General features: G+C 70.0%; 10 protein-coding genes. 5 read left to right on the plus strand and 5 right to left on the minus strand.

The window, feature by feature from the left end:
• Positions 1–94: 94 nt before the first annotated feature.
• Positions 95–1,582 (plus strand): MFS transporter, encoded by a 1,488-nt coding sequence (locus tag OG804_RS06150; RefSeq protein WP_328394763.1) that lies wholly within the window; start codon positions 95–97, stop codon positions 1,580–1,582.
• Positions 1,583–1,634: 52 nt separating this feature from the next.
• Here the strand turns inward: OG804_RS06150 and OG804_RS06155 are convergent, their stop codons facing one another.
• The 3 genes from OG804_RS06155 to OG804_RS06165 form a co-directional block, all read right to left on the minus strand.
• A complete protein-coding gene (locus tag OG804_RS06155; RefSeq protein WP_328394765.1) occupies positions 1,635–2,513 on the minus strand; it encodes a hypothetical protein in 879 nt (292 codons plus the stop codon).
• 221 nt (positions 2,514–2,734) lie between these two features.
• Complete coding sequence (locus tag OG804_RS06160; protein ID WP_328394767.1) at positions 2,735–3,607, minus strand: hypothetical protein; 873 nt, start codon at positions 3,605–3,607, stop codon at positions 2,735–2,737.
• A gap of 78 nt (positions 3,608–3,685) precedes the next feature.
• Positions 3,686–5,176, minus strand: a complete 1,491-nt coding sequence (locus tag OG804_RS06165) for an NAD(P)/FAD-dependent oxidoreductase (protein WP_328394768.1) — start codon at positions 5,174–5,176, stop codon at positions 3,686–3,688.
• 244 nt (positions 5,177–5,420) lie between these two features.
• On the opposite strand from OG804_RS06165, the gene OG804_RS06170 reads away from it, so the two are divergent.
• Positions 5,421–6,905, plus strand: a complete 1,485-nt coding sequence (locus OG804_RS06170) for a cytochrome P450 (RefSeq protein ID WP_328394769.1) — start codon at positions 5,421–5,423, stop codon at positions 6,903–6,905.
• A 66-nt stretch (positions 6,906–6,971) separates the two neighbouring features.
• On the opposite strand, the gene OG804_RS06175 is transcribed toward OG804_RS06170, so the two are convergent.
• Together OG804_RS06175 and OG804_RS06180 are read right to left on the minus strand one after the other, a co-directional pair.
• Positions 6,972–7,847 (minus strand): serine hydrolase, encoded by an 876-nt coding sequence (locus tag OG804_RS06175; RefSeq protein WP_328394770.1) that lies wholly within the window; start codon positions 7,845–7,847, stop codon positions 6,972–6,974.
• A gap of 55 nt (positions 7,848–7,902) precedes the next feature.
• The gene (locus OG804_RS06180) at positions 7,903–8,115 is read right to left on the minus strand and encodes a hypothetical protein (RefSeq protein WP_328394771.1); all 213 of its coding nucleotides are present in this window, start codon (positions 8,113–8,115) and stop codon (positions 7,903–7,905) included.
• Positions 8,116–8,439: 324 nt separating this feature from the next.
• On the opposite strand from OG804_RS06180, the gene recC reads away from it, so the two are divergent.
• The 3 genes from recC to recD are packed head-to-tail and all read left to right on the plus strand — an operon-like array spanning position 8,440 to position 17,334.
• Complete coding sequence (recC, locus tag OG804_RS06185) at positions 8,440–12,021, plus strand: exodeoxyribonuclease V subunit gamma (RefSeq protein WP_328394772.1); 3,582 nt, start codon at positions 8,440–8,442, stop codon at positions 12,019–12,021.
• Between the two features lie 34 nt (positions 12,022–12,055).
• Positions 12,056–15,421 (plus strand): UvrD-helicase domain-containing protein, encoded by a 3,366-nt coding sequence (locus tag OG804_RS06190; protein WP_328398267.1) that lies wholly within the window; start codon positions 12,056–12,058, stop codon positions 15,419–15,421.
• Positions 15,418–17,334, plus strand: coding sequence for an exodeoxyribonuclease V subunit alpha (gene recD, locus OG804_RS06195; protein WP_328394774.1), 1,917 nt, complete (start codon positions 15,418–15,420; stop codon positions 17,332–17,334). The genes OG804_RS06190 and recD overlap by 4 nt, the downstream gene beginning before the upstream one ends.
• Positions 17,335–17,344 lie beyond the last annotated feature (10 nt).

Here is a 17,344-nt window from a genome sequence, read left to right on the forward strand (position 1 = left end):
GGTGTGATCGTCGCCGGTCGACGCCGCGATGCGGAACAGCGGCGTCGGTCGATCGTGTTACGACTAGGTGAACCGACAACCTGGAGGGACCTCGATGACGAACCTGGAGGCGGCGCGGGCCGCACCGGATGCCGGGCGGCGGGCCTGGCTCGGTCTGGCCGTGCTCCTGCTGCCGGTGCTGCTGGTGTCGATGGATATGTCGGTGCTGTTCCTGGCTCTGCCCAGGCTCACCGCCGACCTCGATCCGACCGCCGCGCAGCAGCTGTGGATCCTCGATATCTACGGGTTCCTCATTGCCGGTCTGCTGATCACCATGGGCAATCTCGGTGACCGGATCGGCCGGCGCAACGTCCTGCTCGCGGGAGCCACGGTGTTCGGCATCGCCTCGGCGCTCGCGGCGTTCGCCCCGACCGCCGAGGTGCTGATCGCGGCCCGCGCGCTGATGGGGATCGGCGGGGCCACCTTGCTGCCGTCGAGTCTGGCGCTCATCTCCAGTCTTTTCCTCGACCAGCGGCAACGGTCCACCGCGATCGGTGTGTGGACGGCGTTCTTCGCGGGTGGATCGGCGGTGGGGCCGATCATCGGCGGGGTTCTGCTGCACCATTTCTGGTGGGGATCGGTGTTCCTGATCAATGTGCCGGTGCTGCTGGTTCTGCTGGCGTTCGCACCGCTGCTGCTGCCCGAACACCGGGCCCCGGCACTGGGGCCGCTGGATCTGCCCAGTGTGGCGCTGTCGATCGGCGGCATCCTGCCCGCGGTGTATGCGGTGAAGCGCGTCGCCGAACACGGGTTCGATATCGAGGCATTGCTGAGTGCCCTGATCGGCGCGGTGGTGCTGACGTTGTTCGTGCGCCGGCAGCGCCGGCTCGCCGAACCGCTCCTCGATCTGACGCTGTTCGCGCGGGCCAGGTTCTCACTCGCCATCGGATCGAGTACCGCCGGCATGATGTCGCTGGCCGGGCTCAGCTATCTGAGCAGCATCTGGCTGCAATCGGTGACCGGGCGCGATCCGCTGCAGGCGGCACTGCTCGGGATACCGATGGCGGTCACCGTCTTCATCTTCGCGGTGAACGGATCGGCGGTGGGGCGCCTGCTCGGTGTGCGTTGGGCATTCGCCGCGGCGCTGCTGGTGGCCGCGGCCGGCAATCTTCTGGTCCTCGGGATCGGCGTCGACGGTGGCGCGGGTTGGTATGTCGCGGGGTCGGCGATCGCCGGAATCGGCTACGGCGTCGTGTTCACCCTGGTGTCGGAGGTCGCGGTGGCCGCGGTCCCGGCGGAGCGGGCCGGATCGGCGGTCGGGATCTCGGAAACCAGTTTCGAACTCGGAAACGCCCTGGGTCTGGCGCTGCTGGGTTCGCTGGCGGCGCTGATATTCCGGTCCGGCGGCGACTTCGCGTCGACGCTGGGCGAGACGATCCAGCGCTACCCGGACGAGTCCGATTTGCTGGCCGCGGCCCGTGGCGCATTCGTTTCCGGCGCGCACGTATCCATCGCGGTGGGTGCGGGTGTGCTGCTGGTCGTTGCGGCGATCGCCATTGTGGTGGGCAGCGGCGATCGGCCGGAAGGTTCGGGCCGAGGATGATCCACGGTGGTGGGTGGGCGAGCCCGGAGCGGCCCGCCCACCCACCGGGTGGCTACTGCGCGGGCGGCTCGCCGTACGGCGCGGCGGCGAAACCGTCGGCCGCCCCGATGGCGCCACCGATGGCGCCACCGATGGCCGCGGCCGGTGCGGCGATCACCGCGTACCCGATGGCCGCACCGAGGACGGGGCCGATGACCAGGCCGATCGGGAGGAAGGGGATCCCCGAGATGAATCCCGCGACCGCACCGACCATGGCCGAGGTACCCGCGATCGGCGAGGACAGGGTGTTGCCGACCGACGCGCCGATGGCGGCAGAACCCAGTGTCTGGGCCGCGATCCGGTCCGACCGGCTGCGCTCGACGCCCACCGAATCAAGGAAGGTCGCGAGCTGGGCCTCGGTCTGGGCCGCGCCCGTGTTGATCTCGCGGACATCGAAGGGCGCGTCCATCTCGACATTGCCGATCCGCAGCTTGCCGGGTGGCGCCTCGATCGGCGCGACCGGTGCGACCGGTTCGGGAGCGTGCAGGGCGCCCTGGGGTGCGAGATAGGCGTGATTCGGCAGCGGGCGGGTGGCCGGGTTCGTGAGGGCCGGCGGTGGTGCCGGCTCCGCGACCGCGGTGAGTGGCGGGAACACGGGGGCCGCCGGTGCGACGTGGGTGTACGGCGCGGTTGCCGCGGTGATCGTATCGGTGGCCGACTGGACGGCGCCCCGGGCCGCCTCCTGCAGCATGGTGGTGCCCGTCCGGAACTGATCGGCGGGGTTCGGGGCCGGCAGGGCGGCGGGGATCGGGGATGACGCGGGTGGGGCGGGGAGTACTTCGGCATTGGCCGTGCCGGCGCCGATCAGTGTCGCGATGAGCGGGATGGCGCCCGCCGCGACGACCGATCCGGCGGCGCGCCGGGACGGACCGGTTGCCCTGTGCTTACCCATGGTCGCCTTTCTCCGGAAATTGTCGGTTTGCCCGATATTCGTTCCGGAGGGCCCCGCGGATGGGATCGGTCTGTTCAGCGGGCTTGAAATCGCCCCGGTGGAGGAGCTCGTCGGCCGACTCCGCGGGTGCGGCGCAACGGTCCCTCCCCGTGCGATCGGTGCCGGGATCGCCGATCGTGGGGCACTCGCCCGGCCGGGCGGCTCCGGCCGGGGCGGCGGATCTACTGCGGCACCGGGCCGAAGGGCTGAGCGGTGAAACCGTCGGTCGCCCCGAACGCGGCCCCGAGCGCGGCGCCGGCGATCACGGCGGGTACCGCGACGACCCCGTAGCCGATCGTCGCACCGAGTACGGGTCCGATCACGAGTCCCGTCGGCAGGAAGGGGATCCCGGCGACGAATCCGGCGGCCGCGCCGAGCATGGCGAACGGGATGGCCACCGGGGTGGCCACGGCGGTGCCGATCGCCGCACCTACCAGGGCCGACCCCATGGTCTGCGCCGCGATCCGGTCCGACCGGCTGCGCTCGACGCCGACCGAATCGAGGAAGGTCGCCAGCTGGGCTTCCGTCTGCGCCGCGCCCTGATTGACCTCTCGGGCGTCGAAAGGCACGGTCATGGTCAGATTGCCGATCCGCAATGTGCCGGGTGGCGCCTCGATCGGCGCGACGGGCGTGACCGGTACGGGAGCGTGCAGGGCGCCCTGCGGGGCGAGGTAGGTGTACTCCGGTACGGGCCGGGTGCCCGGTGCCGGATCCGCGACGAGCGGCGGCGCCGCTACCGCCGGGACCGCCGGGACGGGGTGGGTGTACGGCGCGGTCGCGGCGGTGATCGTATCGGTGGCCGACTGGACGGCGCCCCGGGTCGCCTCCTGGACCGCGGTGACCGCCGCCTGGAAGGGATCCACGGCCGGGCCGGGGGTCGGCGGGAACAGGTGCACCGGCAGGGCCGGGACGGCAGGGGGCGCGGGTGGGGCGGGGAGTACTTCGGCTTCGGCCGTGCCGGCGCCGATCAGCGCCGCGATGAGCGGGACGGCGCCCGCCGCGACGACCGATCCGGCAGCGCGCCGGGTTGCACCGTTAGCTACGTGCTTACCCATGGTCGCCTCTCTCCGGGATTAGTCGGTTTGCCCGATATTAGCTCCGGAGGAGTGCAATCAATGGGACATCGGGCCGCTTCAGCCGACTTTGCGATCGCCCCCGGGTTTATCGGTGGTCGGCGCGGCGCTGTCCGCCCCGGCTGCGTCGGCCGGGCCCGCGGGCAGGCCGGGTGGGGGAGTCGGTGGCCGACGACCCGCCGCGCCGCGCACGATCTCCTCGCCTTCCTCGCTGTCGCCGTACACCGCTTCCAGCGCGAGCCGGGCGAAGATCCACTGTTCGGTGGCCGCCATCTGACCGCGACTGCGGCCGAGGAAAGTGACGAACCACTGGAAGATCGTGGTGATCCGGCTCCGATAGCCGACCAGGTAGTACAGGTGCAAACCCAGCCAGGCCAGCCAGGCGATGAATCCGCCGAACTCCAGTTTCCCCACCTGGCAGACGGCGCTGAAGCGCGAGATGGTCGCCATACTGCCCTTGTTGAAGTACTTGAACGGTCGCCGCTCCTGCGACGTCTGTTTGCCCGCCAGTTCCGCTTTGATCTGTTTTGCCGCGTAGGTGGCGCCCTGGATGGCGCCCTGGGCCTGCCCGGGGACATCGGGCACCGACATCAGGTCGCCGACCACGAAGACGTTCGGGTGTCCCTTGACAGTGAGATCAGGTTCCACCACGACCCGTCCGGCCCGATCGACCTCGGTCCCCGTGGACCGTTCGGCCACCATCTTGCCCAGCGGGCTGGCCTGCACCCCGGCCGACCACACCTTGCACGCCGACTCGATCCGCCGAGTGGTGCCGTCGGAGTCCTTCACGGTCACGCCGTGCGCGTCCACGTCGGTGACCATGGCGTTCAACTGGATCTCCACGCCCATCGATTCCAGCCGGCGCTGAGCTTTGCCGCCCAGCTTGGGACCCATCGGGCCGAGTACCGCGCCCGCGCCCTCCAGCAGGATCACCCGGGCGTCCCGCGGGTCGATGTTGTGGAAGGTTCCTTCGAGGGTGCGATCGGCCAGCTCGGCGATCTGGCCCGCCAGTTCGACCCCGGTGGGTCCCGCGCCGACGACGACGAACGTGAGCAGCCGGTCGCGCTCCTCCTGGGTGCGCGCCACCTCGGCCTGTTCGAACGCGCCGAGGATGCGACCCCGGAGCTCGAGAGCATCGTCGATGGTTTTCATACCCGGTGCGAAGGTGGCGAACTGATCGTTGCCGAAGTACGACTGCTGAGCGCCCGTCGCCAGGATCAGGCTGTCGTACGGAGTGACCGTCGATTCGCCGAGTAGCACCGAGGTGACGGTGCGGTTGTCCAGGTCGATATCGGTGACTTCGCCCAGCAGGACTTGCGCGTTCTTCTGTTTGCGCAGGACCAGCCGGGTCGCGGGCGCGATTTCGCCGACCGACAGTATTCCGGTCGCCACCTGGTAGAGCAGCGGCTGGAACAGGTGGGTGGTGGTTTTGGAGATGAGGGTGACATCGACGTCGGCCCGTTTGAGGTGCTTGGTACCGAACAGGCCGCCGAAGCCCGAGCCGATCACCACGACGCGATGCCGGCCGTTCCCAACAGGTTGCGTGCTCATGGTCGCTCCTCGCCAGCGGTGGGCCGCCTGGTGATCATTTCCTGACAACGCACACGGTAGTAGCAGTACCCCGCTACGACACACCGAGACGCCGGTTGTTCGCTCGTGGTGGTGCGGCAACTCACCACGATAGCCATAACGCCGGGGTCTCGCGGGGAGGCGGGATAATACCGATTCGGTCGAAACGGCTGGTCCGATGCAACAAAGACAATACGATGGGTGCTGTCTCTCAGGAGGTTTCGCCATGGTCACCGCCGACCGTGTCGCCACGCGACGAGCGCGTGCGCGCACTGACACCGAGAACTCGGCGCTCATCGAGATACCGCACAGAAATATCGTGGACCGCCTGCTGTCGACTGTGCCCGAGCGGTCCAGAACATTGGCCACCCCACCGGCGGGCGGCAACACCCTCGCGGTGAAGGGAGATGCCGGCCTGCCCTATATGGGCCGCACGTTCCACTACATGCGCTGGGGTCCGGCGGAGATGCTGGACAGATACCGGCGCTTCGGCCCGGTCACCCTCAACAGTTCACTGGGCATGGAGCGGGTGTTCGCCGCCGGACCCGAGGCGCTCGACGAGGTGCTCGGCCGCCGCCGCCGCGATTTCGGGCAGGGCTGGGACTATTTCATCGGGCCGTTCTTCCGCCGCGGACTGCTGCTGCTCGAATTCGACGAGCACATGTTCCATCGCCGGATCATGCAACAGGCGTTCACCCGGGAACGTCTCGAAGCGCATCTGTCCGAACTCACCCCGGTCGTCCGCTCGACCATCGGCCGATGGGTGCCGGAGGGGCAGGGGGCGAGCCGGACGGTGCCGTTGTTCCCTGCGATCAAAGAGCTCGCGCTCGATATCGCCGGGGAGACCTTCATGGCGGTCGAGGTCGGCGCCGAGCGTGCACAGCTCACCGACGCGTTCGTGGCCTGCACCCATGCCGGGCTCGCGATCGTCCGCCACAACGTCCCGGGCGGGAAATGGCGGGCCGGGCTGCGCGGCCGGAAGGTGCTCGAGGACTACTTCACCGCGATGCTGCCGCAGAAGCGGCGCAGTGACGCGCCCGACTTCTTCTCCGGCCTGTGTCATGCCCGTGCCGAGGACGGGTCGGTATTCAGCGACGCCGATGTGGTCAACCATATGATCTTCCTGATCATGGCCGCGCACGATACGACCACGACCACCGCCACCGCGGTCGCCTACTACCTGGGCAAGCACCCGGAATGGCAGCAGCGGGTGCGCGCGGAAGTGAGGGCGCTGGATCTGGACAACGCGTCGCCGACCATCGCCGACCTGGATGCCCTGCGCAGTCTGGATCTCGTGGTGAAAGAGAGCCTGCGGCTCATGCCGCCGGTGCCGGGAATGGTGCGCCGCGCCGTCCGCGATACCGAGATCGTCGGCCACTATATTCCCGCCGGTACGCCGGTGGATCTCGGCTACCAGGTCAATCACCTGCTCGAGGAGCTCTGGACCGATCCGGAGGTCTTCGATCCGCTCCGGTTCTCCGAAGAGCGGCGTGAGGACAAATCGCATCGGCTGGCCTGGATGCCCTTCGGTGCCGGTTCGCACAAGTGCATCGGTATGCACTTCGGCACGCTCGAGGTGAAGACCGTCATCTCCGCCATGGTGCGTGACTACGAGTGGAGCTTTCCGGAGAACTACCGGATGCCGTGGGGTTTCACCACGATCCCGTTCCCGCGTGACGACGCGCCGATGCGACTGCGTCGGCTCACCTGATACCGGAACGGAAACGCCGGGCTTCCGTGGGTCACGGGAGCCCGGCGTTGCGGAGCCGACGCCAGTTCAGCGTCCGGCCAGCAGTTTCTCCGCCACGGTGCTATCGGTCTCGGAACCCTCCTGGTATCCGCCCTCACCGTTCATCGACGTCATGATCGCCAGCGTGTAGCGCTCACCCGGTCCGGCGAAACCGACCGAGTTCACCACCCAGCCGCCCTGTTCCTCCGACCAGCCGTTCTTCAGGCCCGGACGCATCGCCGCGCCCGCGCCCCACACCCCCCAGTGCTGGTTGGAGTCGACCCGGCGCATCAGATCGAGCAGGTAGCCGCGGTCGTCCGGGTGCATGCGGTCGAGCACATTGGACATGAGCCGGTCCAGATCGGCCGGGGTCGCCTTCTGGAATCCCCAGTTCGGACGGCTACCGGGCGGCTGCGGGGTCAGGCTGGTCATCCCGTTGGCGCGGAAAGCGTTGTTGAACGCCAGCCCGTCCATGCCGGAGTACTTGTTCCAGAGCAGATCCGTGGCCTGGTCGTTCGACGTGGACATCATCTGCTCGATGAGCTGACGATCATCGGGTCCGAGCGCGATGGCCCCGATGCGGGCGCGATTCAGCAGGTCCTCGGCAATGGCGAGTTTGATGGTGGACGCGGTCCACACCATTTCCTCGGCGTGCTGGCTGGAATACACGGCACCGGTCTGGCGATCGCGGAGTACGTATCCTGTCACCCCCGGCCGGGAGTCCAGATACGAATTGGCGGAGTCGATCCGACTCGCCATATCGCAGTCGAAACCATTGGCGCAACCCTGGGTGTGGGCGTGCGGCACAGCATCGGCCGACGGCAGACCGGAGGGCACACCGGCGAACAGGATCGCGGCGGCGGCCAGGACAGTGGCGGGTGCGGCCACGCGGGGTGCCGCACCGGTGAGCAGGGGGTAACGCACGAGGAAACACCTTGTCATATCGGCGCTCTGCGCGCACGTTTTCCCGCGGACCCGCTCAGTGGACCCGTGCGGTGGCGTTCAGTTCCGCCGCGGGGCGGCCGTTGAGTCGATAACAGTGCGCGAACGCTTCGGTGTGTTCGTCGCGCGGCCACGAGTGCAACACGACGGTACGTCCGTAGTGCCGGGAGTTGACCAGCTCCCAGCGGTCACCGGACCGGCGGACGGTGAATCCGTCTTTCGGTATCAGGGGCACAACCAGCGCTTTCATCGACGCGAACCAGCCTTTCGTGCGGTAACCCGTTCCTCCCGGGGTTGCACTGTGACACAGTGCGTCCGCCAGATCCCGGCCATACGACCGCGTGTCGGTAACTCATGTGTGCTAAATCACTGTGCGCTTCATGTGAATATCGGGTAGAAGCCGTTGGCGCTAGGGACATTCGGGGGATGATCGCCTGTCCCCGGGTTGTCCTACTCGTCGCGGGGGGTTGCGCAGCGGTGTCGGCGGCTGGGCGTATAAACGGGTGGACGAATTGCCCGCCCGAACTGTGCGGACGCGGCAACCGGCGGTGATCGACCGAGCGAAAGGGCGGAGATGCCACTGCACATCCACCGCGCCGAACGCGCGGACGTCCTGGCGGCCGCGCTGGCCGGGATACTCGCCGGCCCGCTGTCGGATCCGTTCACCGCGGAGGTAGTCGCGGTACCCGCCAAAGGGGTGGAACGGTGGCTGGCACAACAACTTTCGGGCGTTCTCGGCGCCTCGTCACACGCCCGTGACGGCATTGCGGCCAATATTCGTTTTCCCACTCCGGCTGCGCTGGTGGACGAGGTGCTGAGCCGGGTCGGCGGTATCGACCCGCACACCGATCCGTGGTCGCCCGACCGTGTGGTATGGACGCTGCTCGAGGTGATCGACGAATCGGTGCGCGAACCCTGGTGTGTTGTGCTGGCCCGGCACCTGGGGCTGGAACCGGCCGAGTTCGAGGGCCCTCCGGTGCCCGCGGCGGCGGAGGGTTCGTCCGAGCCGCCCGGCCCGGGCGCCGAGCACCGTCGTGGCCGGCGTTATGCCACGGCCGCACGAATCGCGGCACTGTTCGACGGCTACGCGCTCCAGCGACCCACCCTCATCAACGAATGGGCACGGGGATCGGATACCGACGGCACCGGCCGCCCGCTCCCGGACGATCTGGTGTGGCAGCCGGCCCTGTGGCGTCGGCTGCGTGCCGCCGTCGGTACGCCGGGACCGGCCGAACGGCTGCTCACCGCATGCGGGCGACTGCGCTCCGAGCCGTCGGTGGTGGACCTCCCGCCGCGGCTGTCACTGTTCGGCGCGACCCGCCTGCCGCCGGCCCAGCTGGCAGTGTTCACCGCGCTGGCCGAGCATCGCGACCTGCACCTGTGGCTGGCTCATCCCAGTCCCGCGATGTGGGACGCGCTGGGGCGGCACGGGTCCGGGACTTCGCGGGCCGAGTGCTCCGGCTCCGATCCGGTGGGGGCGGTTGCCGATGCCGTGCCGCCCGGCCATGGCCTGGTCGCGGATCCGCCACGGGCGGAGGATGTTTCGGCCGCAGTGGTCGCGCATCCGCTGCTGGCGGGGCTGAGCCGGGATATCCGAGAGCTTCAGCTACGCCTGCCCCCGGCGGCGTCCGATGTGCGGTACGCCGCGGCGGTGGCGCCGAGCGGGACCGCGATCGTGGCGGGCGAGCAGCGACCGAGCGGTCACGATGCGCCGCGAACGGAACGTGCCGCGGAGACCGGATCCGCCCGGGACGACCCGTCCGGCGCCCCGGCGACTCTGTTGCGGACCCTGCAGGCGCATATCCGCGACGACCGATGGCCGCCGGTGGCCGAACACGCCGGCGACGGCAGTGTGCAGGTGCACGCCTGCCATGGCCCGGTGCGGCAGGTCGAGGTGCTCCGGGAATGCCTGCTCGGACTCTTCGCGGCCGATCCGACCCTCGAACCGCGCGATGTGCTGGTCGTATGCCCCGAGGTGGAGACGTTCGCGCCGCTGGTGCGGGCCGTGTTCGGCCAGCCCGGGCCGGCGGGCGCGGAAACACCGGAGGTCGCGGCGCATCCGGGCCATCGGCTGCGGGTGCGTCTCGCCGATCGCGGCCGCGCGCTGACCAACCCGCTGCTGGGCGTGATCACGATGCTGCTGGACCTGGCGAACGGACGGGTCACCGTGACCGAGGTGCTGGACCTGGCGGCCTGTGAACCCGTGCGCCGCGCATGCGGATTCGACGACGACGGTATCGAGCGAATGCGGGAGTGGGCGGTCGAGGCGGGCGCCCGATGGGGAATCGGGCGACGCCAGCGTCATACGTTCGGTCTGGGTGACTTCGAGCAGAACACGCTGAACGCGGCTGTCGACCGGATCCTGCTCGGCGTGACCGCCGACGAGAGCTCCCAGGAGTGGCTCGACCGGGTCCTGCCGCTCGACGATGTGGACAGTAACGATATCGATCTGGCCGGCCGGTTCGCCGAATACATCGATCGGCTGGCGTCGGTGCTGCGGGATCTGCAGGGGCCGTGCCCCGCGGCGCAGTGGTCGGCTGTGCTGTGCCGCGCCCTGGACCTGCTCACCGATGTGCCGGCTGCCCAGGACTGGATCAGTACCGAAGCCCGCCGGGAACTGACGGCTGCCACCGCGCACGCCGGGGATATCCCACTTCGGCTCGCCGATATCACCGTGCTGCTGCACGGCAGACTCGCCGCCGCCGCGACCCGGGCCAATTTCCGCACCGGTGAACTCACCGTCTGCACCATGACGCCGATGCGGTCGGTCCCGCATCGGGTAGTGGTGCTGCTCGGCGTGGACGACGAGGTGTTCCCGCGCGGTGCCGGGAGCGACGGTGACGAGGTACCCGCGCGTGATCCCCTACTGGGCGAACGTGATCCACGCTCGGAGGACCGGCAGCTCCTCCTGGACGCGATCATGGCCGCCCGCGATGCGCTGGTCGTGGTCCACTCCGGCGCGGACCCGGTCACCGGCGCCCAACGGCCACCCGCCGTGCCGATCGCCGAACTCCTCGACGTGTTGCGCGCCCATACCGGTGCGGCGGGTATGGGCGGTGTGCTCACCCGCCATCCGCTGCAGACGCACGATCCACGCGATTTCGCGGCACCGCATCCGTTCAGTTTCGACACCGTGGCGTTCGCCGCCGCCCACGCGGCCGGTGGTTCGCCCGTACCGCCGCCCCGGCTGATCGGTGCGACGCTGCCCGCCGCCGCGACCACCGAGATCGGTCTGGCCGAACTCATCTCGTTCCTGGAACATCCGGCGCGTGCGTTCCTGTGGCAGCGATTGGGGGTGCGCGTCCCCGACCAGGAGGACGATATCGCCGACCGGCTGCCCATCGAGTTCGGCGGTCTCGACACCTGGGCACTCGGCGAGCGGATGCTGGCCGCGCGGTTGGCCGGCGCCGATCCGGCCGAACTCCGGGCCGCGGAATGGCGGCGGGGCACGCTCCCGCCGGCCGAACTCGGCCGCTCGGTGCTCGATCAGGTGGAACGCACGGTCGAGACGTTGGTCCGGGCCGCGAGTCCCGATTACACAGCGGTGCCGCGGGATATCGATATCGCCGTGGATCTGGGCGACGGCCGCCGCCTGACCGGGACGGTCGCCGAGGTGCGCGGAGACCTCCTGGTGCGCACCACCTACTCCCGGGTTGCGCCGAAACACCGGCTCGCGGCGTGGGTCTCGCTGCTGGCTCTCGCGGTCACCGAGGACGGGGCGTGGCGCGCGGCGGTCACCGGCCGTGGCCGGTTCCCGACGCCGGCGTGGCGGGCCGAACTCACCGCCCCCGCGGCGGCCGACGCGACGTCGCTGTTACGGATGCTGGTCGCGCTGCGCGATACGGGCCTCACCGAACCGCTGCCGATCGCGACCGCCGCCACCGCGGCCTATGCCGAAGCGCGGTACCGCCGGCTCACCCCGGAGGAGGCGATCGTCGCCGCCGACCGCGAGTTCGGCGGCGGCGACAAGAACCGGGATTTCGCCGAGCACACCGACCGGAACCTGCGCTATATCTGGGGCGCGGGTCCGGACCTGCGCGATCTCACCCAGGCGCCGGCCCCCGCCGGCGAACCCGTCGAGAGCACACGTTTCGGCTCTCTCGCCCGCCGGTTGTGGGTGCCGCTGTTGCGTGCCGAGAACCAGGGGGCCCCGTGAGCGCACACGGCCGCCGTGCCGCCGGGGAGCGATGATGACGACGACCATGACGGCCGCACCGCCGGTTCCCGGCCATGTCTTCGAGCTGTGCGGGCCGCTGCCGCACGGCACCACCGTCCTGGAAGCGAGCGCGGGTACCGGCAAGACCTACGCCATCGTCGGTCTCGCCGTCCGCTACGTCGCCGAGGCCGGTATCGATATCTCCCGGTTGTTGCTGGTCACCTTCAGTCGCGCGGCGACCCAGGAACTGCGGGAGCGTACCCGCGAGCGCTTCGTCGCCGTCGCGGCCGCGCTCGCCGATCCGGATACCGCCCGCACCGCGTCCGACGAGCTGGTCCGGCATCTGGCCGACGCGGCGCCCGAGGAGGTCGGGCTCCGCCGTGCCCGCCTCCGCTCCGCGCTCTCGGATTTCGACGCCGGCGTCATCGCGACCACCCACAGCTTCTGCCAGCGTATGCTCGCCGAACTCGGCCTCGCCGGTGATCTCGATCCCGGTGCGCGTGTGGTGGAGGAGGCCGACGACCTGGTGCGCACGGTCGTCGACGATCTGTATCTGAGCCGGTACTCGCGTACGCCCGCGCCGTTCTCGGTCAAACAGGCGCAGCGGTTCGCGTTCGCGGCGGTCCGGGACCGGCAGGCGCACCTCGCGCCCGACACCGATGAGGTATCGGCCCAGCGGGTCGCCTTCGCCGCCGCGGTCCGCGCGGAAACCGAACGTCGCAAACGCCTTTCCGGGCTGCGGGATTTCGACGATCTGCTGATCCTGCTGCGCGATATCCTCGCCGACCCCGCGCGCGGTCCGGCCGCCTGCAGGCGTATCCGGGATCGTCATCAGGTGGTGCTGGTCGACGAATTCCAGGACACCGACCCGTTGCAATGGGAGATCCTGCGCCGTGCGTTCCACGGCCACAACACGCTGGTCCTGGTAGGCGATCCCAAACAGGCGATCTATGCGTTCCGGGGCGCGGAGGTACTGAGCTACCTGGACGCGGTCGGTCACGCCACCGACCGCCGCGAACTCACCACCAACCGGCGCAGTGACGCCGGGTTGCTCGCGGCCCTGGACCATCTGCTGGGCGGGGCGGCACTCGGCCACGAGGCGATCGTCGTTCCCACGGTGACGCCGACCCAGCCGTGGTCCCGGTTGCGCGGCCCGGCCGAGCTGATCACCCCATTGCGTCTGCGGTGCCTGCCGCGGACCGGCGCCGGTCCGCGGGGTGCGTCCGGATTCCCGAATATCCATCGGCAACGCGCCCGGGTCGCGGCCGATCTGGCCGCCGATATCGTCGAACTCCTGGAATCGGGCACTGTCCTCGCCGATGCGCCGGGACGTCGCCCCGCCGCGCCGGACCGGGCGGACGGTCACGAACCCGGCGAGCCGCACGAGCGGGAGATCGGTCCCGGGGATATCGCGGTACTGGTTCGCACTCATACCCAGCTCGACGTAGTGCGCACCGCGCTCGAACAGGCCGGCGTCCCGGTGGTGCTGGCGAGTGGCAGCAGCATTTTCGCGACGCGCAGCGCCACCGACTGGCTATGGGTCCTGCGTGCGCTGGAACAGCCGCACCGCGCCGATCGGGTGCGGCTCGCCGCCCTCACACCCCTGTTCGGATACAGCGCCGCCGACATCGATACCGGTGCAGCGGATCTGGTGGGTCGGGTGAGCGCCGAGTTGCGGGACGCGGCGCGGCTGTTCGCTCGTACCGGTTTCGCCGCCGTCTTCGACCGGATCGCCACCGGTACCCGGCTCGCACCCCGGCTGGTGGCTGTCGAGCACGGGGAACGACGGCTCACCGATATCCGGCATATCGCGCAGCTGCTCGACGAGGTCTCGGCGACCGAGGGACTGGGACTCACCGCGCTCACCCGATGGCTGGCCGATAGGGTGCGCGAGCCCGCGTCGGGTTCGGTACCCGGGCGCGGCCGCCGCCTCGACCGCGATATCGCGGCGGTGCAGATCGCCACCGTGCACGCCAGCAAAGGTCTCGAATTCCCGGTCGTCTACCTGCCGTTCGCATGGGACAGCTCCGCCGATCCCAAACCCGCCACTCTGCTCATGCACGAGAACGACGCGCGAGTACTCGATATCGGCGGTCCCGACGCACCGGGCTACACCGCCCGCAAGGAACGCGCCGACAGTGAATCCGCGGGCGAGGAACTGCGCCTCTGTTATGTGGCGCTGACCCGGGCGTGCTGCCAGGTGGTCGCCTGGTGGGCCCCGTCGTTCAGTACCGCCGCCGCGCCGCTGCACCGGTTGTTGTTCGGAAGGACGCCCGATGCCGCGCAACCGCGGTCCCGCGCGCCGATCGGTGCGGACGGCGCGGTGGTGGAACAGGTCCGGGCCTGGGCGGCCGAGGTGGGCGCGGCGATCTCGGTGACCGCCGCCGACCCCGCGGCGAGTGTCCCGGTCCTGCGAACCCGGGCCGATTCCACCGATGGCGCCATCGCGGTCGCGACCTTCGATCGCGACCTGGACGATCACTGGCGGCGCACTTCGTACTCGGCGCTCACCGCCACCGCCCATCTGGTGGCGCCGGAATCAGAACCCGAGGACGCTGCGGGCCCGGGCGACGAGCCCGACGCTCCCGCACCGCTCGACGAGCCCGAACCCGGCGCACCCTCGCTTATGAACGCGCTGCCCTACGGCGCGGAATTCGGCACCCTCGTGCACGCCGTCCTGGAACGGGTCGATACCGACGCTGCCGAGCTGGCCGCCGAAGTGCGTCAACGCTGCGCCGAGACGATCGGTGACATGTTCTCCGACGCCGATCCGGACCTGCTGGCGGCGGCCCTGGTCGAAGTGCTGCGCACCCCGATCGGCTTCGGCGCTCTCGCCGATATCCCGGGTCGGGACCGGTTGTGCGAACTGGAATTCGAACTCCCGCTCGCCGGCGGCGAGACACCGGCAGACGCCGCCGCCACCCTGCACCGGATCGCCGCGACCGTCCGCGCGCAACTGGCACCGGATGACGTTTTCCACGCCTACGCCGACGAGCTCGACACCCTCGACGGCGCTCCGTTGCGCGGTTATCTGACCGGAAGCATCGACGCGGTGCTGCGCACCCCGGATCGGCGCTATGTCGTCGTGGACTACAAGACGAACCGGCTCGGCTCCGGCGATCTCACCGTCGCCCATTACACCCGCGACCGGATGGCCGCGGAAATGGTGCGCTCGCACTACCCGTTGCAGGCGATGCTGTACTCCGTGGCGCTGCACCGGTATCTGCGTTGGCGACTGCCCGGGTACGACCCCGCCGTCCATCTGGGCGGAACCCGTTACCTGTTCGTCCGCGGCATGATCGGGCCCGGGACCCCGGCGGGCGCCGGAGTGTTCGACTGGACCCCGCCGGCCGGACTGATCGTGGCGCTGTCGGACCTGCTCGCCGGAGGTGGCTCGTGATACCCATCCGGGTGGCGCAGCGGGGGACCGGGATGCTGCGGGAGTTCAACGAGGCCGGGGTGCTCTCGGCGGCGGATGTCCATGTGGCCGAGCGGCTGGGCAGGCTCGCCGGCGAAGAGCAGGAGCTGGTGTTGTTCGCCGCCGCGCTGGCGGTGCGCGCCGTACGGTCGGGGTCGGTGTGCCTGGATCTCACGCGGATGCGGGAGATCGGTGTGGACGCCGACGAGGAACGCCCGGATCTGCTCGATCCCGCGGATCTGCCGTGGCCGGAGGAGGAACACGTCCTCGCGGCGCTGCGCGAGAGTCCCCTGGTGCTGGGTGGTCCGGCCGGACCGTTGCGCCCACTGCGGCTCACCGATCCGGCTCGGCCCGGCGTCGGTCCGTTGCTCTATCTGGATCGCTATTTCCAGCAGGAGCAGATCATCCGCCGGGTGCTCACGGCGCGAGCCGCGGGCCATCCGGCCGCCGATGCCGCGGTGGTGCGCCGTGAACTCGACCGCCTGTTCGGCCCTCCGGGTGCTGTTCCGGATCGGCAACGCCTCGCGGCGGCGCTCGCCGCGACCCACTGGACCACGGTGGTCGCCGGCGGTCCGGGAACCGGTAAGACCCATACGGTCGCCCGTATCCTCGCCCTGCTCGTCGCCCAACACGGCGCCGGTTCCGCGCCGCGGATCGCGCTGGCCGCGCCGACGGGTAAGGCGGCAGCCCGGCTCCAGGAGGCAGTCCGGGATCAGGCTGCCGCACTGGGCCTTCCGGAACTGTCCGCCGCGACCCTGCATCGGCTGCTGGGCTGGCAGCGTGGCCGTACCACCCGGTTCCGTTATCACGAACACAACCGGTTGCCCTACGACGTGGTGGTCGTCGATGAGACCTCGATGGTCTCGCTGACCATGATGAGCAGGCTTCTCGCGGCGCTGCGCCCGGATACCCGCCTCGTGCTGGCCGGTGACCCGGACCAACTCGCGTCGGTGGACGCGGGCGCGGTCCTGGCCGACCTGGTGGCCGCGCCTTTCCCCGGAACAGCCGACCCGTCCTTCGAGGAGGTGCTCGCCGCCGATCTCGCGGCGACGCGCGAGTCCGGTGCCGCTGCGCCCGGCGACCCGGAGGAGCCCGGTGCACTCACGGACCTGGAGCGAAACCGCCTGCGCGGCGGCATAGTCCGGCTGACCCGAGGCCGCCGGTTCGGCGGTCGGATCGCCGATCTCGCTGTCGCGGTGCGGGCCGGTGACACCGAGACCGCGCTGGAACTGCTGCGCGCCGCCGGCGAGGGTCTCGAGCTGCGCGGTCCGGACGATATCGCCGCCGTCCGGGCCGATGTCGTCGCCACCGCGCAGCAGGTCACCGCGGCGGCCGTGGCCGGTGACGCACCCGCCGCGCTCGCGGCCTTCGAATCACATCGCCTGCTCTGCGCCCACCGGCGCGGCCCCTACGGCGTCGAACAGTGGGATCGCGCGGCCGCGGAATGGGCGGCCACTGCCGGGTCGGGTCCCGAAGGCCGGTACAGCACCTGGTATCCCGGGCAACCGCTGCTGGTCACCGCCAACGATCACGAGGCCCGCATCTACAACGGCGATACCGGGGTGGTGGTGCGGCGGCCCGACGGCTCGCTGCGGGTCGCCCTGCAACGCGGCGACGAACCATATCTGGTCCATCCGACTCAGTTCCCCTCCGTCGTCACTGTTTTCGCCATGACCATCCATCGCAGCCAGGGCAGTCAGTACGACGCGGTGACCGTGGTTCTGCCGGAGCCCGGTTCCGGTCTGCTCACCCGCGAGCTGCTCTATACCGCGATCACCCGGGCGCGTCGCCACGTGCGAATTCTCGGCACGGAGGAGGCGATCCGGGCGGCGATCGACCGGCATGTGCTGCGTGCCAGCGGTTTGAGTCTCGACGAGGCGGACCCGTCGCAGTGAGCCGTGCCGG

Source organism: Nocardia sp. NBC_00416, assembly GCF_036032445.1.
Taxonomy (GTDB): Bacteria; Actinomycetota; Actinomycetes; order Mycobacteriales; family Mycobacteriaceae; genus Nocardia.

Bases quoted from the DNA above. Each gene is read 5' to 3' on its own strand.
- OG804_RS06150 (WP_328394763.1), top strand. From the start codon at position 95: ATGACGAACCTGGAGGCGGCGCGGGCCGCACCGGATGCCGGGCGGCGG.
- OG804_RS06155 (WP_328394765.1), bottom strand. From the start codon at position 2,513: ATGGGTAAGCACAGGGCAACCGGTCCGTCCCGGCGCGCCGCCGGATCG.
- OG804_RS06160 (WP_328394767.1), bottom strand. From the start codon at position 3,607: ATGGGTAAGCACGTAGCTAACGGTGCAACCCGGCGCGCTGCCGGATCG.
- OG804_RS06165 (WP_328394768.1), bottom strand. From the start codon at position 5,176: ATGAGCACGCAACCTGTTGGGAACGGCCGGCATCGCGTCGTGGTGATC.
- OG804_RS06170 (WP_328394769.1), top strand. From the start codon at position 5,421: ATGGTCACCGCCGACCGTGTCGCCACGCGACGAGCGCGTGCGCGCACT.
- OG804_RS06180 (WP_328394771.1), bottom strand. From the start codon at position 8,115: ATGAAAGCGCTGGTTGTGCCCCTGATACCGAAAGACGGATTCACCGTC.
- recC (WP_328394772.1), top strand. From the start codon at position 8,440: ATGCCACTGCACATCCACCGCGCCGAACGCGCGGACGTCCTGGCGGCC.
- OG804_RS06190 (WP_328398267.1), top strand. From the start codon at position 12,056: ATGACGACGACCATGACGGCCGCACCGCCGGTTCCCGGCCATGTCTTC.